Here is a 23460-nt window from a genome sequence, read left to right as displayed (position 1 = left end):
GCTTACCAGCGCACAACCAGACGTTCGACAATCGAGACGGTCGCGAACATCAACACCGACAGTCCGGAGGACATAAAGACGGTAGCGTAGAGCAAGGGTGAGTTGAAGTTGAAGGTGGCATCGATGATCAGCGCCCCAAGGCCCATATCGGCCCCAACCCATTCGCCGACAATCGCCCCGATGACACTGGTGGTCGCCGCGATTTTTAGCGCCGAGAACAGGAAGGGCAGCGACGACGGCAGTCGGATTTTCCAGAAGACCTCGGATTTGGAGGCCGAGAGGATACGGGCCAGTTCCAGCGCCTGCGGGCTGACAGCCTGCAAGCCGCGGACCATATTCACCAGCGTGGGGAAGAAACAAATCAGCGCCGCGATCACCACCTTGGCCGTCAAGCCCGGCCCAAAGATCAGCACTAAGATCGGCGCGATGGCGAGGATCGGAATGGTGTTCACAAAGACCGCGATCGGGAAGAAGGCCCGCTCGACCGTGCGGCTGTGCACAAAGGCCACCGCGATCAGCACCGCCGCGATATTGCCCACGACGAACCCCAGCACACTTTCATAAAGCGTCGGCCAGAAGTTGGCCAAAAGGATCGGAAACTTGTCGACCAGCGTATAGGCCACATCCGTCGGCGCGGGCGCGATATAGGTAGGCACGGCGAACAGGCGAACGCCAATTTGCCAGAGCAGGATCAAACTCGCTGCGGTGCCCAAGGGCACGGCGATGGCCAGCATTTTCTGGCGCCTTTCGAGGGCGCGTTCGATGTCGAGCTCCGGGTCGGCAGCCTGCATGTTCTCAATGGCGGTCATCAGCATGTCTCCAGCAGCTTGCGCAGATAGGCGGAATATTGAACGAATTCCTGCGTATCGCGTTGTTCGATTGTGCGCGGGCTCGGCAAATCAATGTCGACCACCTCGCGCAGGCGCCCAGGGTGGGCCTGCAACATCATCACCTTTTGGCCCAGAAACACCGCCTCGGGGATCGAGTGGGTCACAAAGAGGATCGTGACCCCGGTCTCCTCCCAGATCTTCAGCAGTTGCAGGTTCAGGTGATCACGGGTCATCTCATCCAGCGCGCCAAAGGGCTCATCCATCAGCAGCAGCTTAGGCTGACAGACCAGCGCCCGGGCAATCGCAACCCGCTGGCGCATCCCGCCCGAAAGCTCATGCGGCAGCGCGTCTTCGCGGCCCTCAAGCCCCACAAGTTTCAAAAGCTCGCGCGGGGTCTTGTTGCCGATGGGGAGTTTGATGCCCCGGCGGCGTCCAATCTCAAGAGGCAGTTCAACGTTCTTGAGCGCCGACCGCCAGGGCAAGAGGGTCGCATCTTGAAAGACAAAGGCGAACTCGCGCGCCAGCCGGGCCTCTTCGGTCGATTTGCCAAAGATCGACACATCGCCCGAGGCTGTCGGGATCAGATCCGACACCAACCGCAGCATTGTCGATTTGCCACAGCCCGAGGGGCCCAGAATGGTATAGAACGCGCCCTCTTCGATATCGATCGACATCCCGCGAATGGCCGTGAAGGAGCCAAATTTGACGGAGGCATCTTTCAAAGAGGCGGCGATTGGACCAGTCGGAGTTCCGTCGGGTGTGGCTTGGGTTTCAACTATCGATGGCATTGGTCAATCATCCGTATTTAGGACGTGCGGCCGCGGTGGCTTCGAGCACGGAGAGGGTCATCACGTCTTCGAGCGAAGGCGCGCCATTTTCAAACTGGCCGAGCTGGTCATAGATGTCGATCTGCGCTTGCCAGTTTTCCGGGGTCATCGTGCCCCAGCCTTTCGCGGCGGTCTCTTTGTTAAAGGAATAGTCGAGCACCAGGTCGATGGTTTCCAATTCCTTTGCGCGGTCCATGTTGGGATAGCGTTTGACCAGCATATCGACGGCTTCTTCGCGGTTGTCACGCGCATAGCCCCAGCCTTTGGCGATCGCACGGATCATGCCGTTCACCTGCTCGGGGTGTTCGTTCAACGTTTCGTCGGTGACGTAATAGGGGTTGGCATAAAGCTGGATGCCCGCATCCCAAAGCGTCATGTCATTGCGCTGATCGCCCAAGACGGCAAGCGCGCTGGTGTTCGTCTTCCACCCCGTCACCACATCGACCTGCCCGGTCATCAACGGGGCCATATCCGACCCCATGACCATGATCTCAACATCGTCCTCGGAAATGCCGTTCGTGGCCAGCAAGGCGCGCAGCAGGATCCGGGCAGTACCGTTGGTTGCGACCCGTTTACCGATCAGATCCTGCGGGGTGTTCACCGCGTTATCCTTAAGGGAGAAATAGGTGAACGGATGCTGCTGATAGCCAGCGGCGATGCATTTGACGGGCAGCCCAGCAGAGCGGGCCAACATCAGCGATGGGCTCGAAGAAATTTGACCAATGTTGGCACGGCCCGACGCAACCGAAGCGACACCATCCACATTCGGGCCGCCAGCTACGATATCCAGGCTCAGCCCTTCCTCAGCAAAGAAGCCTTTCTCGTCGGCGACGACTTCACCCAAAATTCCATTTGTGGGCAACCAACCCAGCTGTAGGGTCGCGTTGAATGTATCCTGCGCAAAAGCTTTTTCGATGCCCACGAAGGTGCCGGTGGTGGCAGCACCGCCGAAAGCAGCCATAGATTTCAGCAGCGCGCGCCGTTTCATCTCGAGAAAAGAAGGTCGTGTCATTGATGATCTCCCGTTGGTCGTATTTTAGTCGTTTGTCTCTGTACGCCTTGTTCACATTTGACACTACGTCTGTGGAGAGCGATGCAGGAAGGATCAATATTGACCTACAGTGGTGCAAAAAATGCACCACCCCAAAATCGGAGCATTGCCTTGCACTCTAACTTTTTGAAATACTTTGATGAAGTTGCGCGTCAGGGGTCGATCCGCAAAGCCGCAACAGTTCTGAATGTGTCCTCAACCTCGGTAAATCGCAAAATACTAAGCATTGAGAAACAGCTCGGGGTCGCCGTTTTTGACCGCACGCCGGAAGGCGTTGAGTTGACAGGAATCGGCAGCATCCTTCTGGAGCACTGTCGCAAGACCCTGCACGACTATGAGCGCACCCGTGTCCTAATCGATGACCTACGCGACCTGCGCACCGGCCACCTTAAGGTCGAAACGATCGACTCAGTGGCATTCGGAATTTTACCTCAGGCCCTGCACCAATTCAGCCAAACTTTCCCTGATATCTCCATCTCCGTCACTACCGCGTTGCCTGACGATGTGATGAAATCCGTAGCTGAGGGTAGCACGGATATCGGCATATCGTTCTTACTGGACCTACACCCTGATGTACGGGTGATCTCCGAAAAATCCGCGCCGTTCGGTATAATCGTCCGCAGCGATCACCCTGTGGCCGAACGCAACAGCGTTACCATTGACGATATCGCCAGCTATCGTCTGGTACGCACTCTCGATGCCCGTGGTCGCAATTCCATCATCGATCAGGTCGTCTCGACAATCACCTCACCGCTATCAACACATGTTTTTACCAACGCACTAATCGTTGCGAAGCAAATGATCCTCGATAACCAGGGAATCGGCCTTTACACAAAAATTGGCTTTATTGACGAGATAGAGGCGGGAAGTCTAAAATTCATTCCTTTGGTACAAGAAGGGCTCAATGACATGCGGATTGGCTTGCTGGTGTCCGCAACTCATGGCATTGATCCAGCGAAGCGGCACCTTTGCGATGTAATCGGGCGCGCTCTTCGAATGATGCGGCTCGACTCTTAATGTCCCTAAATAATCTTCCGCGAGTTCCCAAGGTTATCTGATAAATTCATGTCGACAAGCCATTCGCTGATAATTTGTATAGCAGCAATCGAATTTATTCTACCTGGTTAGCATGACCGACGCTTCAGTATTAAGAAGACCTCCGTAGGAGAGATCAATTAGACGTTAGCGGCTCAATTGATCGTTATCCACACACACAGGTCAAAGGTAAAGCGATTATAGCGATTATTGACCCTTTCTGGAATTGGCGCTTTCGGCCCTAACCTGCCGTTCGCCTTGTGGCGGAACGGTGCTGAGCAGCTTCTTCAGACCTGCCATTCGTTCATCGTGCAGCATTTTTGTTGGATGAAGGTTGGCAGAGCGCAACAGAGGATGAATTCCCCGCGATTGCTGCAATGATCAGTCTATCGCCGCACATGACACCGAAAGGCCAATAGCCTGTTTCAGTAGCTCCCTTTGTTAGCTAAGGTTCCAGAGTAGACAAGCGAAACGGACCACAGGCAGGGCCAGCTACTTCCAGAGTTTTATCATTCGTCAAACCCCGGGACATTTCCCAGCCTCACAAGGAAGCTTGGATCGGCGACTTCTCCGCTGTTTGGATCTTCGCGGATCATGTAAGCGTCGGCACCAACAAAATCGTCGGATAGAGCCTCTCGTTCGGCACGGTTCTGTGCCTCTTGCGCGGAGGAACACTCAAATTGCTTGGCAATTTTCAAGCCAGTCTGCCCATTGCGCCCGGCCTTTGTTGTTACATAGGTCTGGCAGATATAGTGGATCTTTTCTGATGAAGGTTCTGGGTCGGTCACGAATGATTCCTTGGAAACGACTGGGTGGATTGGAAGGTTAAAGAGCGGCCTCAACCATCTGTGATATGCTTGAAATGTCTGTTGTCCTGTTCCGGAGCCACTTAACAAACGGCCGCCGGAGCTTGTTTGCAGTTATGAATCAGTTTCAGTGCGGCGGGTTTTGCGCACCGGTTTAGCTGTGGTCTCGGGTGGCGAGCTCGCTTCCCTTTCGAGGCGCGCAGTTCGCAGTCTGGAATTCTTCGCATCTCGCTGCGCCGCTTCTTCGACAACCATTTGTCTGACGACACGCGTTGTCTTTTCCATCGCGGTTTCCGGCTTGGCATCATACACTTTGGACAGGTTCTTTTTTGTGGGCTTTGACAATTTTCAGTTTCCTCTTTGGGTTGCATAAGGTTGAATCAAGTTCGCCCTTTCAAGCAGGCGCCAAGTGGCCAAGCTCCGGTTTGCTGCACTCGGACGGTCCTGAAGGTAGTTTGTCTAACAGACTCACTTCGATGTCGGGCGCAGACATGGCGAGCATCAACGCATTGTAGTTCATTTGAATTTTCATTTCGGAACCCACCGGCTGCGGGGATAGGTTTGTCCCTACGACAAAATGATCGCTGGTCGCGCCGATCAATACATTCCCGGCAGGCAGTGAAAGCCCCAGAATGTCAGTGTCCTGATGCCCAAGCGCGAGGATCATGAGCGCGGGCGCACCACCGGCAGACTTAATGAGAAGGCGTTCCGTAGTTGGATCGATCAGGGCGATGGGGAAAGGCGCAGGTTTTGCACCCGTTTCAATAACTTCGGCAACAAGCGTGAAGGCATCCGTATGCATCCCCCCGATCCGTTCACCGGACAGGGGTTCGACACCCAGAAGGATCGCCTCGCCCAGCCTGAGGTCATTGACGCGGCCCGTTGCGTGCCCACCGAATGCCCAAGGCAGGTTGGCAGATCCACCACCAGATACGATCTTGAGGCTGGGGCCGCCCTCTCGCTCAATCTCATTTGCCATTTCACTTAAGGTGGCCATTTGAGGTGCTGTCGGAGCGCGCCCGTTCAAACACGCAAAGTTAGCACCGATCCCCTTCAGCGTGACCCCGGGCATCTGCCGGACCTGCTGCGCGATTTCAGCCAGTTTCTCAGGAAATATTCCGTCGCGCCGATCCCCCATCTCGACCATGAGGATGATACCGTGGATTGACCCATTGCGGATCGCAGCGGCTGCCAAGGCCGAGATGACAAGAATTTCAGTGTTATAGCTCGCTTCGCAGGACTGAACGACCTCATCAGCCTGGCTTAACATCGGCGTCCGGATTAGCGTAATCGGGCCTGTCAGCCCTGTCGACCGTAGCCTTTGCACATTGCTGATACGTGAATCCGCAAGCGCCGTGGCCCCACCATCAAGCATGGCCTGAGCGATTGCAGGATGCCCGCAGACAGCCTTCGTCACGCTAGTGACGCCGACCCCCCGCAGGCCCAAACGCTCGACCAGTGTCTGCGTGTTGTGCCTGATCTTGCATAGGTCCACCTCGATGCGTGGGCAGCTCATACCGTTGCCACAGCAGGCCTTCGCGTCAGTGCTGGGTATGCGGCAGTTACCAACGCAAGCAGATCTGCAACCGGTCTGGCCAATGCATCGGTGACCGGCAGCCCAAGCTGTTGTGATTGGGCCGCGATCGTGTCGGTAATCTCGACCTCAGACATCCTCTCGTGATTAAGCGTGACACCGATGACCTTGGTATCAGCAAAAGCTTCAATCAAAGCGATCTCACTTGATGACGTGGGCATCGGCATAGTTGGAAAGTCGCAGCGATGGGCGCGTTTTGGCGCGTGCTGCAGGATGACCGCATCGGGCTGGCTCCCCCGCAGAATGAAGGCCGATGTGCAAAAGGCAGGGTGGCTGAGGGCGCCCTGCCCTTCGATCAGGATTACATCGGGCTGTTCGCCGTCGGACGCGGCGACAATCGCGCCCTCAAGCTCGCCACAGCAGAACTGCGGCGGCACGGCATCCATTGCGATCCCGTATTTTGCGCCCTGCATCAGGCCGGTCTGGCCCGTGCCAACAAGCACGGTCTTGATACCTTTTGCATTCAGCGCTCGCGCCAAGACGGTGGCCGTTGTCCGCTTCCCGATGGCGCAATCGGTGCCGAGAACGGCAATCCGCAGCGCTTTGACATTAGCGACACTCCCATCAAAGAGCCGCATGTCTTTGCTGGCTTTTGGCTTGCGGATGTCGCGGATCGTGACATTCCGGTCCGATGCAGCGCTGGCTATTTCTGTATCATCGCACAGATATTCATGCAGCCCGCTTACGATATTCATGCCAAGCTCAATCGCTTGCAGAACGACGCCCCGGTCCACAATAGAGAGACGCCCTGTTGAAGGGGCCATCCCATAGATAAGCGTATCGGGCGTGACGGCTTCATGCGCAACCGCTGCTTCGAGATGACCAAAGATCGGTATTTGGTTGACCCTATCATCGAGAACGAGGCCGCTGTCTTGTCCGCTATAGGTGCTGTCGATGACTGAAAGGATGCGATACGCTTGGGAATGGCGAACAAGGCCGTTCGCAGTCTTGCCATCAATCCGCGTGAAATTGCCTTCGCAATAGACAATCGCCGTTGGGTGAGCCGAGATCTGCGAATTTGATAGTGCGACAGGCGCGTTGCTCCGGCTCATTGGCGGAGCTTGCGCACCGCTGGCCGGACGGCGGATGGTATCGACAGTGTCAGATTTCGTTTCCATTTTGTTCTCTCTATTTATATTCGCATCAACGATAGGCCCGTTTGCGGCAGCCAAGGTTGATCCACGTGATGCTGTGTTTTGCGTTTAGTTGTTAAGGACGCACTGTCCTTTGGATTTTTGGAAATTCTTGTTACATTCCCACCGGTTGCCCGATCTGCCCAAATGCGCGTACTCAGGAATGTCGATCAATTCGCATCTATTGCCCGATGCGGCATATCCACGATCGCACTTCCAGCCTTTTCCATAGCTTGCGCCATCGAAATAGGCATTTTTGGGAATAACGGCGGCTTTGCAAAGACCGGCCTGTTCAACGAAGCTACGCTCGCACGTCCAAGGCTGACCGTATCCCGTTCCATTCAGATAGGCGTTGGCCGGAACCGCAATCTCGACACACAGGTTGCCAGTTGCTTCATACCCACGCTCACACCTCCACGCGGAGCCATATGAGGCATCTATCAAATACGCATGCGCTGGCACAACGATTTCCTGACATGAGTCATCGACTTTGACATAGCCACGTAGACACTCCCACCGTTTGCCTGACGGGTCTAAGAAGCCACCCTCAGGCACCGCGACCGCAATGCAGGTGTCCGTATCGGTTTTGCGAAACCCATGTAGACAGTCCCATCCGGACCCGTATGACCGCTTTGTGTCATATGCATTTTGCGGTACAATGACTTCAAGGCAGGCATTTTCGTTCAAGCGGAAACCAATATTACATTCCCAGCCTTCGCCGTAACTTCTGGCACTGGCGTTTTCAGGCATCGCTTGCGCGCTAGTTTGGGCCAATGCAGGTAGCACAGAAAGCATGAGCGCAAATATTGAACCGGCAAACAGACCGATGAATGAGTGGGTTTGCGAAGGGGCGCAGCAGGCAATTGCATGCGGGCCGCGGGCCCCTCTGAGTTGTGGTTTACGATCCATTTCTCTTAAGCCCCGCATGGCAGGCGTCTGCCAGTTCCCGGCTCGCAGCTTCAATGTCCGGCACCGAGGCCAAGGTCACTCGTTCTTCCACAGGGCCGTCAGCGATCTCCTGTGTGCCGCTGGAAATGGTCAACCCGTTACAGGCGAGGCCAAGGCTCGAGACAGCACCATCGCCAACTACAGCGCCGTAAATGTTGGGTTTTGTCCGCTCCGGAAATGTCATGTTCGATCCTCTGACGGCGAAAGTCCCGCCTCACTGTTTTGATTAGGTTCGTGATTGTATTTGCCTGGTACTGCGCTAAAGCCAGCTCCCGGCTTCAATGAACTGCGGCGCAATGTCTTGCCTTCCCAGTGCGCAGAAAAACCAAACAGAGTATCGTTCTTCGTCGGTGTAGCCGCAGAGCTTGAGCCTTCAGCGGCTGCGCCGTCTAACAATCATCATATTCGGCATTGGGTCTCTCCTCCCCGTGTGCAGCGACCATGGGCAGGTGGAGTGTGTCACAGTCGACCTGACCCCACCCTATGCCAACGGCAACGGTTCCAAACACCAAATCCCTAATAAAGAATCTGACAGCTGATTTTTAATGATGAAGGGTTATGGTCGGCTCTGTCGGGCTAATGCGCCTATCCGGGAGAGAACCACAACTTCGTAACTCATACATAGTATCATAGTCACGCAAATACAACGTTAGTGAACCACGCTTCACCTTGCAGGGGTCCATAACGTCAAGAGGTCACACTCTAAAGGCTTCGCCCTTGTGCACCGGAAGAATTTTGCGCAACTATTTCAGTGTATGTTTGGCTGGTCAGGAAGCTCTTTGTCGCTGCATCATTGATAAATAGTGGCAGTGGGGCCTTTTTTTCGCTGCCATTCTCTGCGGTCAAAAGTCCTACGTACTGCCGAATGTCCGCCTTCTCGTACCGTTTAGCTAACCGCGCACCCGCAGCGAATGACCGCATTCCGCCCAGTATGTGGCAGCTGCTGTTCGCAGATGTTTGCTGGCATGATCTCGAAGCCGCTTATATGTGGCCGGGCTGTTGGTCGACCCGTGGGTCGTGGTCTTGCTCGGGTTACGTACGCGCCGTGATCTCAGTGGTAGAAAGGTCAATTGGAACCATTAAGCAGTCAGGTTCTCGTGACGCGATTGCTCCGTTTTTTGTTTTCTATCTGTCGCGAACCATTTTGGGTCGTTTCGACTTAAACCCGAGCTGCGGAAGCAGCTGGCTGGTGTCGGGCCGTATGAAGGTAGCCTCCAGCTCCATCTTAGCTATCAGTCGGTCGTGGCTGCGCCCAGTGACTATCCCGCCACGGCGCAAATAGGCTGAGATCTCGCATGACCCGAGGAACGGCTATTTAGCGAACGCGCGGTAGATTGTTTTCATCACCGTCAGCATGCCCATGTCGAGTCCAAGCGGCATGTTATAAAACGCCGATCGGCTCAGGTTCACCAACAGTCGCTTTTGGTCTAACTCACATTAGGATGGTCCCGCGGGGGCGAATCCAACGCTCGCCCAGCTCAGGGCCCAATGTTATGATACAGTAGGCCAAGCAGATGGAGAATACTGTTGCGACAAATCCAAAACCCGATGAATCGGACCCGGAGTGGATGGAATGGTTCTCCAAGAAGATGAATGAAGCCAGTCCAGAGGAAGAGGCGTTTTGGGAAAGACGGCGGCGCCTTGGGCTTGGAGTTGGTCTCGATGAGAACGGCAATCTTGTCTCTGCAAAAGATGTTCTGCGGACTGAGATACTCGGCTCAGTCTCAATGGTGGAACAGGATGAAGCCTGCATCTTGTTAGGCCTCATAGACACGGATCCTTCCACCATACTCAAGCGTTACGAATGAGATGGCCGGATTCTACGCTTCGACATTGAGGGGCAGGCGGCCTATCCTATATTCCAGTTCGACGTCGCCCGGCAGCGGGTGTATCCTGCACTTATCGAGTTAATGAAGATGCGCTCAGACGACTGGGGCAGTCAATTTGCGTTTCTACATTGGCTTACCCGGCCTAACCGCAGCCTCGGTGGTGCTCGGCCCTGCGATAGCTTAGCGAAGGATGCGAATATCATCTCGGCCTGCTTTCGGGCTGAAATCTCTCAACATTTACATGGTTAAGGCTGAATTTGCTGCCTTTGGCCGTCACGGCTGTGAATACCGTGTGATGACGGGCGAAGGTTACGCCACGCCCGTATAGCGTAACCTCGTCGGATCGATTTCAGAAAACGCGCACACCGCGTGCCTCCATGTCATCGAGCAGCACATAGAGCCCGCTTGGCCAAACCACCCCTGCCTCCGCAAGATCATCCACGCGCTTCCTGAAGTGTGCCGTGGAGAACGGACCAGAGGATTTGAATTCGAGGAAGAACCCATTCATCCGGTCGATCATATCAAGGATAGACTGTCGCCTCCTTTTACTCGCCGGCTTTTCACGCAGTATGCCAACTATCGCCAGAACGAGCAGTGCCAGCAGGATGATCGACCCTAATGCTCCGACTGCCAGACCGCCGAGAAGCATCCCGTCAGCGGGCAAGGCAGGGAACACCATGGGTAATGCGGCAATTCCAAAGCTGACAAGGAGAAGGCCGAAGATTACCTTGGAGACATTCCAGACCATTTTCATCACGCTTGGGCTGTAGGTTTCTTCCAGCTTGCTCATACCAATCAAAGGGTTCTTCCATAGCATTTCGTCCACATACGCCACTAATTCTACTTGCGTGAGTGCTTGAGCAAAGACGCGATCGACCCAGGAGGACTTGAAGCGCCCCATTACATAGTTTCCCGCTGCATAAGATAGATCGTCTTGGAGAACCCCAAGTTTCCCAGTTTTTTTTACGTGCGCAGGGAGGTTCGTGACGTGAGGCGGCACGAGAAGAGCCATCTTCTCGGTGACCTGCTCCGGTGTCAGTGCTGTGCGGTCTTCCATGGAGAACGGCAGGCCCTGATATGCATGGACTACCGAAGTAGCCGTATCATGGCCCTCATCGAATGCCGCTAAGGCCTCATTAGAGCCAGGTTCCATATTCTGCTCTTCGCAATGTTGCTGAGCCAGTTCCAGCATATGCTTGATCAGCTGATAGCTCTCTGACCGGACCTCGGCCTTCCGAGCCTCTTCCGAAGCATCTTGCGGAAGCATGATGGAGTTCTCGAGATAGATTTCGACACTTTTCTCGTGCGTGCTGTGTGATCGCGCAAGCGACCCCCTGAAACTCTCTAAGCTCATACCGCACCCTCCCTCGGCCTGAAGTATAAGAGTTTCACTCCCGCATAGCGAATGTATTCAGATCAATCTTCAAGCTGGGGACCCTTACCCTCCCGGTCCTGCGGCGCCGCCGATCCTTTAATAATCTGCCTACCAAACTTCACTCTGTCTGTTCCGCACCCTGCGGACTCATCCCTTGGCCAACGACAGGAGATACCACGAAAGAGCAAGGCCAAACCAATCCAAAAGGCGGCAAGGCGCGCAAGCTTGATGAGCACTTGCATAGCGGCCGCCTCCTCACCGCGACTGTCCTGGGCCGGTTCCGCCTTCGCGCCTCATGGCTTTAGGAAAATAGAATAGGAGAAACCTGCAAGGCATGCGCTACTACTACCACGCAGGTGCACGAGAGCTCTTCACTCAGATTCATCCACGGAAGATCAAGCAACCGCCGCGACTGAGCCGCGCATGCAATCAATCGCGTTCATATTGGCCGAATTTGCTCTCAAACGCTTTGTGTCGGCCCCTCAGGGGAACAAAACCGGGCCGGTGGAGCTTTCGAGCGCAAAACTACCCAATATAAACCTGCCGACGCGTCCAAATGGCGGTGGCAGGTTTATAGTGGTCACAGTTTCAATCTAAGCTGGTCAAATTGCAAACTGTTGTTGGTTTTCACAATTTCAATCCACAAAAAGCCTAAATGCCCCATTACCCACACTTACTATGCCCGCAACTCCCGCAAGTCATGCACCCTTCGACCATGCGCAGGTCGAACTGCCCGCAAGACGGACAAGACTTTCCACGCGGGGCGTCCAAGCCGACGACCTTCGCTTGTGGATCAGTCTTCAGCCCCATGCCTTCGCCCGCGATAAAACCGGTAGCGATCATGTGCTGTTCGATCACGCCGCCAATCGCCGCGAGGATGGAGGGGATGTATTTGCCCTGCATCCAAGCACCACCACGCGGGTCAAAGACGGCCTTCAGCTCTTCTACGACGAAAGACACGTCGCCGCCGCGCCGGAATACCGCAGAGACCATGCGCGTCAAAGCCACAGTCCAAGCGAAATGCTCCATGTTTTTGGAGTTAATGAAGACCTCAAACGGACGACGATGACCGTTCAGCACGATGTCGTTGATGGTGATATAGAGCGCGTGCTCACTGTCGGGCCATTTGACTTTGTAGGTGTTGCCCTCCAACTCGGCGGGACGGTCCAGCGGATCTGACATATATACGATTTCGCCGCCTTCGCTGACCTGATCGGGGCTGTCGGCGGGGGCCTTGTCTGTCTTTTCGGACGACACGCTCAGGACCGATCCGGTCACGTCATTCGGGCGGTAGGTGGTGCAGCCTTTGCAGCCCAGATCCCATGCCTGCATGTAGACATCTTTGAAGTCGTCAAAAGAGATATCTTCAGGGCAGTTGATGGTCTTGGAGATCGAACTGTCGATCCATTTCTGCGCGGCGGCCTGCATCTTCACGTGATCCGCAGGCGGCAGGGTCTGAGCGTTGACGAAATAGTCGGGCAGCGGGGCGTCGCCCTTCAGCTCGCGCCACATCTGCACGGCGTAATCGACGACCTCTTCCTCGGTTCGGCTGCCGTCTTTTTGCAGCACCTTGCGGGTGTAGGCGTAAGCAAAGACCGGTTCGATCCCCGAAGACACGTTGCCCGCATAGAGGCTGATCGTGCCGGTGGGCGCGATGGAGGTCAGCAGCGCGTTGCGGATGCCATGTTCGCGGATCGCGTCACGCACATCGTCGTCCATCTGCATCATGGTGCCGGACGCGAGGAACTTTTCTGCGTCAAACAGCGGGAAAGCACCCTTTTCTTTGGCCAGTTCCACTGACGCAAGATAGGCGGCACGGGCAATCGCACGCAGCCATTCCTCGGTCTGTTGCGCGGCCTCGTCGCTGCCATAGCGCAAGCCGACCATCAAAAGCGCATCCGCAAGCCCGGTGACTCCAAGGCCGATGCGGCGCTTGGCCTGTGCCTCGGCCTGTTGTTCGGGAAGTGGGAATTTCGACACGTCGACGACGTTGTCCATCATCCGCACGGCGGTGGCGACCAGTTCACTCATGGCGTCCTGATCAAGATGCGCTGCCGCATCAAAGGGTTGCGCCACAAGACGCGCAAGGTTGATCGAACCCAAAAGGCAGGCACCGTAAGGCGGAAGCGGCTGCTCACCACAGGGGTTGGTGGCCGCGATGGTCTCACAATAGTTCAGGTTGTTGGCAGAGTTGATGCGGTCGATGAAAATCACGCCCGGCTCGGCATAGGAATAGGTCGCCTGCATGATGCTGTTCCACAGATCACGCGCCTGCACGGTCTTGTAGACTTTGCCGCCAAAAACCAGATCCCAAGAACCATCGGCCTTCACCGCTTCCATGAAGGGGTCGGTGACCAGCACCGACATGTTGAACATGCGCAGGCGGGCCGGATCGGATTTAGCCGAGATGAAGTCTTCGACATCAGGGTGGTCACAGCGCATGGTGGCCATCATTGCACCACGGCGGCTACCTGCGGACATGATTGTGCGGCACATGGCGTCCCAAACATCCATGAACGACAGCGGGCCAGAGGCATCTGCCGACACGCCCAGCACATCCGCGCCGCGTGGGCGGATGGTGGAGAAGTCATAGCCGATCCCCCCGCCCTGCTGCATGGTAAGCGCGGCCTCTTTCAGCATGTCAAAGATGCCGGACATGCTATCGGGCACAGTGCCCATGACGAAGCAGTTGAACAGGGTCACACGGCGCGCGGTGCCCGCCCCTGCGGTGATGCGGCCAGCGGGGAGGTATTTGAAATCCTCCAGCGCGCCGAAGAATTTGTCTTCCCAAATATCGGCCTCCGATTCGACCTGCGCGAGGTCACGCGCGATGCGGCGCCAAGTGTCCTCTACCGTCACGTCTTTCGCGGTGCCATCGGCCCCCTTAAAGCGGTATTTCATATCCCAAATTTGTTCGGCGATCGGGGCGGTAAAGCGGGACATTTTGAAACTCCTGAGGTCAGTGGCAGGGGCCCTTCATAGCTAGGGTGCGCGAAAACGAAAACAGGAAAAATGCCGCCTAACCCACAAGAATTTGCATGTGATTGAAATCCAACTACCTTATATGGATTGCTGGATGTTTTCCGCAAAACGCGTGATATCCCTTCATTCTGCGGCAACTGGGGTGGTCAATGGACGCTCCAGACACACGTCACCGCTGGAAGATATTTCTTGCCGAACTTATAGATTTTTGGTGTAAGCTAACGATCAGCGGGGAGAGGCTCCTACCCCCCTCCCCCTTAGACTGTTGAGTTCTGGGGGCGATGGTGTGCAAAACTAACACCCCCGGCTCTTCAACCCTGCACCCTTACATTAACAATCGAAGTGCAATAATTAGGCCGATAATCGAAGCAATTGACCCAAGTAGGGTAATCACTTCCCGTGCCGACCAAACTTTGATGAGAAACTTCACCATGCAGTAGAGTTAGCTAGGGTGCGCGAAAACGAAAACAGGAAAAATGCCGCCGAACCCACAAGAATTTGCATGTGATTGAAATCCAACTACCTTATATGGCGTAGACCAATGGAATCGCTGGGGGGCGATGTGACCGATAAAATCAACCTAATCAAACTTTCGGTCGGCACCGAGGGCGTCGAGAGCCTCACCAAATGGCAGGCGCGCAAAGATGTGCGGACGAAAGACGGTCTGCCGCGTCATGTGACCCGCATGTGGCCCAAGCGCGAAGCCGAGATTCTCAACGGCGGATCGATCTATTGGGTGATCAAAGGGGTGATTCAGGCCCGTCAGCGCATCCTGCGTCTGGAAGAGATCACCCGCGCCGATGGCATCCGCCGCTGCGCCATCGTGCTGGACCCCGAGATCATCCGCACGCAGAACAGCCTACGCCGCGCGTTCCAAGGCTGGCGATACCTCAAATCCGAAGACGCGCCCCCTGACCTGCCCGAGGGCCGCGAAGAGGAGACCGAACTGCCAGTCGAATTAAACCGCGCATTGGCCGAAATTGGCGTGCTCTGACCCAATTCAGGCGTAAAGCACATAGACGTTGGCGCGGTACAATTTGATTGTCGCCATCGTCATGGTCCGACATTTTGCTATGTGATCCCCACAATAAAACACCCGGAACTTTAGGCTCCGGGTGTTGCGATAGAAAAGAATAATCGCGCTATAACGCGAATTCAGGTCAGTTGCGCAATCAGGGTTTTCAGCGCTTTGCGGCTGTGGTCTTCCAACGGCGCCATGCGTGACCGCCAAAGCGTCGCCTGCGATTGCAGGATCAACCCATCGCTTAGGACCTTCAGGTGATTGGCGCGCAAAGTCTCTCCACTTGAGGTGATATCCGCAATCGCCTCGGCGGTTTCGTTCAGCACCGTGCCTTCGGTCGCGCCTTGGCTGTCAACCAACGCGTAATCGGCGACCCCGTGGGTGCGCAGGAATTCCCGCACCAAACGGTGATACTTGGTCGCGATGCGCAGCCGGAACCCATGTTCGGCGCGAAAGGCTGCCGCCGCAGCATCCAGATCATCCAGCGTATCGACATCAACCCACGCCTGCGGCACCGCGATGATCAGATCGGCATGGCCAAAGTTCAACTCTTCCAGAGGCTCGACCAATTGATCCCAAAGCGCCAGTTTCTCCTGCACCAAATCGGTGCCAGTCACGCCTAAGTGGATCCGCCCTGCCGATAACTCTCGCGGGATTTCCCCGGCTGAAAGCAGCACCAGAGAGACATCCTCAACCCCCTCGACCTTGCCAGCATATTCGCGATCAGATCCGGTGCGCTGCAGGCGGACGCCACGCGCACCGAACCACTCAAAGGTCTTTTCCATCAGCCGCCCCTTGGACGGCACGCCAAGTTTCAGCGTCATTGCCCGGCCTCCAGTTCCAGCATCAGGCCGGGGCGCATTACGCCGCCCACCGCCGGGATTTCATCGCCCTGCCCCAGTCGCCGCGTCAGCGCATCATAGCGCCCGCCGGTGGCGATGCTGGGCAGATCGGGGCGTGTTTCCGCCCGGAAGGCAAAAACAAAACCGTCGTAATATTCCATCGAAGAACGGCCGTGGCTGGCCTCGAAAAGCAAGGCATCGGTATCAATCCCACGTGCGCGCATTGCCTCGGCACGGTCGGTCACGCCAGTCACCGCATCAGCGATCGCGGGCATGTCCACCATCAGATCGCGCAGACGGCTGAGCGCATTCGGCAACGTCTCTCGCACTTCGAGAAGGGCATCGAACAGATCGACTTGTTGCTCTGAGATCGGCGCGGTTTTGGCATCTTCGCGCAGGGCTGCAACCCGCGCGTCAATCTCGGCGCTTGAGCGCAGCCCCACCATAGGCGCGCCGCCGTCTGCGGCGTCACCGGCCAACAAGGCTTGACGCGACGCGGGCACCGGGCTGCGGCCCGCGTAACGGTCAAGCAAGGCACGAAACCGGCGGGGCCGCCAGATGTGCCGCATCAAAGCCTGTTTACGTGCAGGCGATGTCTCAAGCCCCTGCACCGCTGCCATGAGCACACCGATGTCGCCCGTCACGGGGCGCACTGGCAGCCCCTGCATCGCCTCGGCAATCAGCGCGAACACTTCGGCATCTGCCGCTGCCGGATCGGCGCGGTCAAAGACCTCATAGCCCACTTGGATATACTCATTGGGTCGGTTCGGGTCATGCTCCTGCCGGCGAAACACCTCGCCCGAATAGGTATAGCGTGCAGGCTCCGCCCCATGTGCCATATGCATCTGCACCACGGGCACGGTGAAATCGGGGCGCAGCATTTGCTCGCCCCGCAGCGCGTCCGAGGTGACATAAGCGCGGGCACGAATGTCCTCGCCGTAGAGGTCCAGCAAGGTGTCCGCAGGTTGCAAGATTGGCGGTTCAACCAGCACAGCGCCCTGCGCCTCAAAGATCGCGCGCAGGCTTGCCGCGCGGGCCAACGTGTCAGAACTTGTCGGCATCAGTTGGTCCGATCCAGAATATTGCGCACTTCCTGCACCAGATCGCTGCGCTTTACCTCATATTGGTTTTTGCGCTCTTTCCACTCGTCATGGCTGGCCTCCTGCGCCAGTTGCGCGCCCAGCACCATGTCCTTGATCTGCACCACGCCGCGGTCTTTCTCGTCACCGCCTTCGATGACCACAACCGGGCTCTGCCGCTTGTCGGCGTATTTCATCTGGTTGCCGAAGTTCTTGGGGTTGCCCAGATAGACCTCTGCCCGGATGCCCGCCTGCCGCAGTTCCGCGACCATTGCTTGATAATCGGCCATGCGGTCCCGGTCCATCACCGTGACGACGACGGGGCCTGTCGCTTCGGCCTCAAGCCGCCCTTTGGCGGCCAGCGCGGCGAGCAGACGGTCGACACCGATGGAGACGCCGGTTGCTGGCACTTCCTGCCCGGTGAAGCGTTTCACCAGATCGTCGTAGCGCCCACCGCCCGCGACCGATCCGAAGTTCCGCGCGCGGCCTTTTTCGTCTTTGATCTCGAAGGTCAGCTCGGCCTCGAACACCGGACCGGTGTAATAGCCAAGCCCGCGCACGACCGACGGATCAATCTCAACCCGATCAGGGCCATAGCCGCCCGCGGCCAGAAGGTCAGAGATCAACTCAAGCTCATCCACACCCTGCACACCGACATCGGAGCCCGCGACCAACTCGCGCAGCCGCGCCACAGTCTCGGCCCCGCTGTCGCGCTTGGCCTGCATGAAGCCCATGACCACATCGGCCTGCGCGTCTGCCAGACCTGCGCCCTTGGTGAAATCGCCGCTGTCGTCCTTGCGGCCGTCCCCCAGCAAGGCGCGCACGCCCTCCGGGCCGAGGCGGTCCAACTTGTCGATGGCGCGCAGCACGATGCCGCGCTCGATATCCTTGTCGTCACCGGCAAGGCCAGCGACTTCCAGCACGCCGTTCAGAACCTTGCGGTTGTTCACGCGCACCACATAGTCGCCGCGCGCAATCCCGACCTCTTCCAAACAATCGGCCAGCATCGCGCAAATCTCGGCATCCGCTGCCACTGATGGCGCGCCTACGGTATCCGCATCACACTGATAAAACTGACGAAACCGCCCCGGCCCCGGCTTTTCGTTGCGCCAAACCGGACCCATCGCATAGCGGCGGTAGGGCATCGGCAGATCGTTGCGGTGTTGGGCATAGACCCGCGCCAAGGGCGCTGTCAGATCATAGCGCAGCGCCAGCCAATCGCCGGGCTTGTCGCCTTCGGAATCTTCCTGCCATGCAAAGACACCCTCGTTGGGGCGGTCCACATCGGGGAGAAACTTGCCAAGCGCCTCGACCGTCTCCACGCCCGAGCTTTCCAGCGCGTCGAACCCATAGCGGTGGTAAACTGCGGCAATCTTGCTGAGCATCTCGGCCCGATGGGTCACCTCGGTCCCGAAATAATCGCGGAACCCCTTTGGGGTCTGCGCCTTGGGACGGGGGGTTTTCTTGGGCTTTGCCATGGCAAGGATCCTCGGTGCATCAATTGGCCTCGCGTCTAGCCCAAGCCCCCCGCAAGAGCAAGCAACGCTGCGTGTTGCCCCTGTCTTGTGTCGCCCGCACATGCTAAATCGCGCAAAAAGGACGCGCCCCTATGTCAGAACAAACCCCAGATCAAACCGCAGAACGAATTAACCAACTCGAAGAGCAGATCGCCCACCTGACCCGCGCGGTCGATGATATGTCAGAGATCGTCACCCGTCAGGAGGATGAAATCGTCACCCTGAACCGCCGCGTGCATATGTTGATGCAGCGCGAGGGGGAGCGGGATGCCTCAGGCGGCGGCGCGGTGCTTTTGGGCGACGAACGGCCACCGCATTACTGAGCCGCAGTTTCGCTCAGTTCGCTGATTTCATTGCCACGGCGGCCACGGCCCCGTCATGCACGAGCACCTCAGACCAACGTGCGGTTTGGCCCAAACGCTCATAGGCGCTGACGAAAAACGCCGTTTTGTCGAGGGTGCCAATCCGCTTTCCGCAGGGTTTGCCGCGTCCTGCCCCGCAGACGCTGGCCTTGATCGCCTCATAGGCCGCGTCAGTCTCAGCGATGGGCAGGTTTTCCCCGCCCGGGCCATAATGCAACTGCTCATAGACCGACGGCGTGCCGAACAACACATTTGCTGCCGTCAACTGGCGCGCGCAATCATCCGCAAAACCGGTGATATAGAAACTGCGCGGCCCCGCGCTGCCGGGTTGCGAATCGAACAGCCGGTAGCCCCGTGCCGCGGGCTCTTCGACCATCTTCCCCAACTCCTGCTCGCGCACATCACAGACACGGGCGACCTCGCCAAAGGGCAAAGCGGTGCCAAAGCCAACCTCTGCAACCTGAGGCGATGGCGCCGTGGGCGCGATGCCGCAGGCTGAGGGAAGCGCTGCCATGAGTAGAAGGCTGATGCGTCGGTACATGGTCGGCTCCCCTTTGGTTGTCAGGGAATTAGCGCAGCCACCGCTTGCCGTCCACTGACGGGCGGAAAAAGGGCGGAACTGCGCGCGCCGCCGGGGTTAGATTTCCTCGACTTCCATCACCCCGTCGAGCGAGCGGATCGCGCCTTTGATCTGCGGCGTCACCGGGAATTCGCGGCCCAGATCGACCTCAACCTCGCCCGGCAGGCTTGGGTCCATCAGGCAGAACTGCACCGGCCCCTTCCCCGCCGCCTTGACCGCTTGGCACGCCCCGTCAAGCACATCGGCCACCGCCTGAATCGCCGCCGGCCCATCGATAAAGACCCGCAGCCCCATGCTGCCCGCATCCGCCACCGCCGCATCAATGGGTGCCACCGACCGGCCCAACAGCTTGAGCTGGTCGCTTTCCATCGTGGCCTCAACCGTGATGACGATCTTCGAGCCTACTTCGAGATGTTCCCGCGCTAATTCCAGCGTGTCAGAGAACAGCGTCACCTCATAGCCACCCGTGGTGTCCGATAGCTGCGCAAAGGCAAAACGGTTGCCTCGCGCCGATTTCCGTTCTTGCCGCCCGGCGACGACCCCCGCCAGCCGCGCATTCATCGCGCCGCGTGTGCTGACCTTCTCGGTCAACTCGTCCAGCGTGAGGAAGGGCAGCCCGGTTTCCCGCGCCCATTTACGGCGCAGAGGCACCATGTAGTCATCAAGCGGGTGACCTGAGAGGTAGAAACCAACCGCTTTAAATTCTTCGGCCAAACGTTCAGCCGATTGCCAGTCATCACAGGGCAACATGCGCGGCTCTGGCAGATCGTCGCCCGCCTCGCCAAAGAGCGAGACCTGATTGCTGGCCTTCTGCTCATGGATCGCCGCCGAATAGCTGACCAACCCGTCGAGGGATTGAAACACCCGTCGCCGATTGCTGTCGAGCTGGTCAAAAGCGCCAGAGCGCACCAGCATCTCCAAGGGCCGCTTGCCGACGCGCTTGAGGTCCACCCGCCGCGCGAGGTCATAAAGCGTGGCAAAAGGCTTATCGACGCCATCCACCTTGCGCCCCTCGGTCACCAGCTTCATCGCTTCAAGCCCGACGTTTTTCAACGCGCCCAATGCATAGACCAGCGCGCCGTCGACCACTTTGAACGTCGCATCCGAGCGGTTCACACAAGGCGGCACCCAAGGCAGTTCCAACCGCTTGCGCACCTCTTCAAAGTAGACCGCCAGCTTGTCGGTCAGGTGAATATCGCAGTTCATCACCCCGGCCATGAACTCAACCGGATGGTTCGCCTTTAGCCAAGCGGTCTGGTAGCTGACCACCGCATAGGCCGCGGCGTGGGACTTGTTGAAACCGTAGTTGGCGAATTTCTCCAGAAGGTCGAAAACCTCCGCCGCCTTCTTTTTATCGACCCCATTGGCCATCGCGCCCTTTTCGAACTTGGGACGTTCCTTGGCCATTTCCTCGGCAATTTTCTTACCCATCGCCCGGCGCAGCAAGTCCGCGCCGCCAAGGCTGTAGCCCGCCATGACCTGCGCGATCTGCATCACCTGTTCCTGATAAACGATGATGCCTTGGGTTTCTTCAAGGATGTAGTCGATGCTGGGGTGCACCGATTCCAATTCGCGCTGGCCGTTCTTCACCTCACAATAGGTCGGAATATTCTCCATCGGGCCGGGACGGTAAAGCGCCACAAGAGCCACGATGTCCTCGATACAGGTCGGCTTCATGCGCTTGAGCGCATCCATCATGCCGCTGGATTCCACCTGGAACACGGCAACGGTCTTGGCGCTGGAATAGAGTTTGTAGGTCGCAGCATCGTCGAGCGGGATCGTGGCCACGTCGTCAACGTGCCCCTCGGGTGGTTGGTAAAGCTCGCGCCCATCGGCGGCGAGATGCAGATGCCGCCCCCCCGCCTTGATCTGATCCACGGCATTCTGAATCACGGTCAGGGTTTTCAGGCCCAGAAAGTCGAACTTTACCAGCCCGGCCTGTTCAACCCATTTCATGTTGAACTGCGTCGCGGGCATGTCAGAGCGCGGGTCTTGGTAGAGCGGCACAAGCTGATCGAGCGGTCGATCCCCGATCACCACCCCCGCCGCGTGGGTCGATGCGTTCCGCAGCAAGCCTTCGACCTGTTGGCCGTAGTCGAGAAGCCGCGCCACGACCTCTTCGTTCTTCGCCTCTTCCCGCAGGCGTGGCTCATCCGCCAGCGCCTTTTCAATGCTGACGGGTTTGACCCCCTCAACCGGAATCATTTTGGACAGACGATCGACCTGCCCATAAGGCATCTGCAACACACGCCCGATGTCACGCACCGCAGCCTTGGACAGCAGCGCACCGAAGGTGATGATCTGCCCCACTTTGTCGCGGCCATATTTCTCCTGCACATAGCGGATCACCTCTTCGCGGCGGTCCATGCAGAAGTCGATGTCGAAGTCGGGCATCGAAACCCGTTCGGGGTTGAGGAAACGTTCAAACAGCAGCGAATAGCGCAGGGGATCGAGGTCGGTGACCGTCAGCGCATAGGCCACGAGGCTGCCCGCACCCGAGCCCCGGCCCGGCCCCACCGGAATGTTGTTATCCTTGGCCCATTGGATGAAGTCGGCAACGATCAGGAAGTAGCCGGGGAAGCCCATACCTTCGATGATGCCCAACTCGAAATCGAGACGTTTTTGGTATTCCTCAACGCTCACCGCATGGGGGATCACAGCAAGACGCGCTTGAAGGCCCTCGTTGGCCATACGGCGCAGCTCGGCGACCTCATCATCGGCAAACTTCGGCAGGATCGGATCACGGCGGTAGGCCATAAAGGCGCAGCGTTTGGCGATCTCGACGGTGTTGCTCAGCGCCTCGGGCAGATCGGCAAAGAGCGTCGCCATTTCGGCTTGGGACTTGAAGTAATGCTGCGCGGTCAGACGGCGGCGCGGTTGTTGCTGGTCGACATAGGCACCTTCCGAGATACAGATCAGCGCATCGTGTGCCTCATACATGTCGGGCTTGGGGAAATAGACGTCATTGGTGGCCACCAGCGGGATGTCCATCGCATAGGCCATCTCGACAAAGCCACGCTCGGTCAGGCGTTCAGGCTCGGGCTGGCCGCCGTCTTCGGGGTGGCGTTGTAACTCGACATAAAGCCGGTCGCCAAAGGCACCCTGCAGCCGCGCCATCAACGCCTCTGCCGCCGGGCGCTGACCGCCTTGCAACAGCATGCCCACCGGCCCCATTGGCCCACCGGTCAGGCAGATGATATCGGCGCTCAGCGCTTCCAACTCGTCCAGCGTCACCTCTGCCACGGCCCCGCCTTTATCAAGGTAGAGGCAAGAGTTCAGCTTCATCAGGTTTTCATAGCCCAATTCGCTCTGCGCCAGCAGCACCACGGGCGCGGGCGGACGCGGTTTCTCACCGGGCTGCACCTCGACATAGGCGACATCAACCTGACAGCCGATGATCGGCTGTACGCCCGCCCCCGCCATGGCGACCGAGAATTCGAGCGCGGCGAACATGTTGTTGGTATCGGTCAGCGCCAGCGCGGGCATGCCCGCATCGCGGCACATGCCGGGCAGTTTTTTCAACCGCAGCGCGCCCTCCAGCAAGGAATACTCGGAGTGGCTGCGCAGGTGAATGAATCGGGGATCATTTGACATGGCCGCAAACTACGCCAGCCACCCCTGAGGCACCAGCACCCGATCGCGCCCAGCG

20 protein-coding genes are annotated in these 23460 nt (G+C 57.6%); 4 read left to right on the top strand and 16 right to left on the bottom strand.

Features of this window, described 5'->3' with window-relative positions:
• Positions 1-2: 2 nt before the first annotated feature.
• The 3 genes from BM229_RS13610 to BM229_RS13600 are packed head-to-tail and all read right to left on the bottom strand — an operon-like array spanning position 3 to position 2669.
• The gene (locus tag BM229_RS13610; RefSeq protein ID WP_244152187.1) at positions 3-809 is read right to left on the bottom strand and encodes an ABC transporter permease; all 807 of its coding nucleotides are present in this window, start codon (positions 807-809) and stop codon (positions 3-5) included.
• Positions 809-1618, bottom strand: coding sequence for an ABC transporter ATP-binding protein (locus tag BM229_RS13605; RefSeq protein WP_093928188.1), 810 nt, complete (start codon positions 1616-1618; stop codon positions 809-811). Before BM229_RS13605 ends, BM229_RS13610 begins: the two co-directional genes overlap by 1 nt.
• Positions 1619-1625: 7 nt before the next feature.
• Positions 1626-2669 (bottom strand): ABC transporter substrate-binding protein, encoded by a 1044-nt coding sequence (locus BM229_RS13600; protein ID WP_093928187.1) that lies wholly within the window; start codon positions 2667-2669, stop codon positions 1626-1628.
• Positions 2670-2768: 99 nt separating this feature from the next.
• Here BM229_RS13600 and BM229_RS13595 point away from each other — a divergent pair, with 99 nt between their 5' ends.
• Positions 2769-3725, top strand: coding sequence for a LysR family transcriptional regulator (locus tag BM229_RS13595; RefSeq protein ID WP_208604085.1), 957 nt, complete (start codon positions 2769-2771; stop codon positions 3723-3725).
• Between the two features lie 527 nt (positions 3726-4252).
• Here BM229_RS13595 and BM229_RS13590 read toward each other — a convergent pair.
• The 6 genes from BM229_RS13590 to BM229_RS13570 form a co-directional block, all read right to left on the bottom strand.
• Positions 4253-4531, bottom strand: coding sequence for a hypothetical protein (locus BM229_RS13590; RefSeq protein ID WP_093928186.1), 279 nt, complete (start codon positions 4529-4531; stop codon positions 4253-4255).
• Positions 4532-4663: 132 nt separating this feature from the next.
• Positions 4664-4894: a hypothetical protein gene (locus tag BM229_RS18070; RefSeq protein ID WP_139226289.1), complete on the bottom strand. Its 231-nt coding sequence runs from the start codon at positions 4892-4894 to the stop codon at positions 4664-4666.
• A gap of 49 nt (positions 4895-4943) precedes the next feature.
• Positions 4944-6065 (bottom strand): alanine/ornithine racemase family PLP-dependent enzyme, encoded by a 1122-nt coding sequence (locus tag BM229_RS13585; RefSeq protein WP_093928185.1) that lies wholly within the window; start codon positions 6063-6065, stop codon positions 4944-4946.
• Positions 6062-7261, bottom strand: coding sequence for an N-acetyltransferase DgcN family protein (locus tag BM229_RS13580; RefSeq protein ID WP_093928184.1), 1200 nt, complete (start codon positions 7259-7261; stop codon positions 6062-6064). The genes BM229_RS13585 and BM229_RS13580 overlap by 4 nt, the downstream gene beginning before the upstream one ends.
• An 84-nt stretch (positions 7262-7345) precedes the next feature.
• Complete coding sequence (locus BM229_RS13575; RefSeq protein ID WP_244152186.1) at positions 7346-8185, bottom strand: hypothetical protein; 840 nt, start codon at positions 8183-8185, stop codon at positions 7346-7348.
• Positions 8175-8408 carry a hypothetical protein gene (locus tag BM229_RS13570; RefSeq protein WP_093928183.1) on the bottom strand — a complete coding sequence of 78 codons (234 nt, stop codon included), beginning with the start codon at positions 8406-8408 and terminating at the stop codon, positions 8175-8177. The genes BM229_RS13575 and BM229_RS13570 overlap by 11 nt, the downstream gene beginning before the upstream one ends.
• 1330 nt (positions 8409-9738) lie before the next feature.
• Between BM229_RS13570 and BM229_RS13565 the strand changes: the two genes are divergently transcribed.
• A complete protein-coding gene (locus tag BM229_RS13565) occupies positions 9739-10032 on the top strand; it encodes a hypothetical protein (RefSeq protein WP_093928182.1) in 294 nt (97 codons plus the stop codon).
• A 370-nt stretch (positions 10033-10402) separates the two neighbouring features.
• Here the strand turns inward: BM229_RS13565 and BM229_RS13560 are convergent, their stop codons facing one another.
• The gene (locus BM229_RS13560) at positions 10403-11407 is read right to left on the bottom strand and encodes a hypothetical protein (protein WP_093928181.1); all 1005 of its coding nucleotides are present in this window, start codon (positions 11405-11407) and stop codon (positions 10403-10405) included.
• 684 nt (positions 11408-12091) lie between these two features.
• Entirely contained in the window at positions 12092-14371 is a 2280-nt protein-coding gene (locus BM229_RS13550) for an adenosylcobalamin-dependent ribonucleoside-diphosphate reductase (RefSeq protein WP_093928179.1), read from the bottom strand.
• 580 nt (positions 14372-14951) lie between these two features.
• Here BM229_RS13550 and BM229_RS13545 point away from each other — a divergent pair.
• Complete coding sequence (locus tag BM229_RS13545; RefSeq protein ID WP_394805066.1) at positions 14952-15404, top strand: DUF1489 family protein; 453 nt, start codon at positions 14952-14954, stop codon at positions 15402-15404.
• 161 nt (positions 15405-15565) lie between these two features.
• Here BM229_RS13545 and hisG read toward each other — a convergent pair whose 3' ends face one another.
• Genes hisG through hisS form a run of 3 tightly spaced genes read right to left on the bottom strand, consistent with a single transcriptional unit; the run spans position 15566 to position 18830 of the window.
• The gene (gene hisG, locus BM229_RS13540; protein ID WP_093928178.1) at positions 15566-16255 is read right to left on the bottom strand and encodes an ATP phosphoribosyltransferase; all 690 of its coding nucleotides are present in this window, start codon (positions 16253-16255) and stop codon (positions 15566-15568) included.
• Entirely contained in the window at positions 16252-17334 is a 1083-nt protein-coding gene (locus BM229_RS13535) for an ATP phosphoribosyltransferase regulatory subunit (RefSeq protein WP_093928177.1), read from the bottom strand. The genes hisG and BM229_RS13535 overlap by 4 nt, the downstream gene beginning before the upstream one ends.
• The gene (gene hisS, locus BM229_RS13530) at positions 17334-18830 is read right to left on the bottom strand and encodes a histidine--tRNA ligase (protein ID WP_093928176.1); all 1497 of its coding nucleotides are present in this window, start codon (positions 18828-18830) and stop codon (positions 17334-17336) included. Before hisS ends, BM229_RS13535 begins: the two co-directional genes overlap by 1 nt.
• A 167-nt stretch (positions 18831-18997) precedes the next feature.
• Here hisS and BM229_RS13525 point away from each other — a divergent pair, with 167 nt between their 5' ends.
• On the top strand, positions 18998-19192 hold the full coding sequence (locus tag BM229_RS13525) for a SlyX family protein (protein ID WP_093928613.1): 195 nt from the start codon (positions 18998-19000) through the stop codon (positions 19190-19192).
• A gap of 13 nt (positions 19193-19205) precedes the next feature.
• Here BM229_RS13525 and BM229_RS13520 read toward each other — a convergent pair whose 3' ends face one another.
• Positions 19206-19772 carry a hypothetical protein gene (locus BM229_RS13520; protein ID WP_093928175.1) on the bottom strand — a complete coding sequence of 189 codons (567 nt, stop codon included), beginning with the start codon at positions 19770-19772 and terminating at the stop codon, positions 19206-19208.
• 96 nt (positions 19773-19868) lie between these two features.
• Entirely contained in the window at positions 19869-23405 is a 3537-nt protein-coding gene (gene dnaE / locus BM229_RS13515) for a DNA polymerase III subunit alpha (RefSeq protein ID WP_093928174.1), read from the bottom strand.
• Positions 23406-23460: the final 55 nt, after the last annotated feature.

The sequence above is a fragment of the Sulfitobacter dubius genome, from assembly GCF_900113435.1.
In the GTDB taxonomy this organism is placed as follows: Bacteria; Pseudomonadota; Alphaproteobacteria; order Rhodobacterales; family Rhodobacteraceae; genus Sulfitobacter; species Sulfitobacter dubius.
Note: the sequence above shows the minus strand (reverse complement) of the source record. Positions and strands in the feature narration are given on the sequence as shown.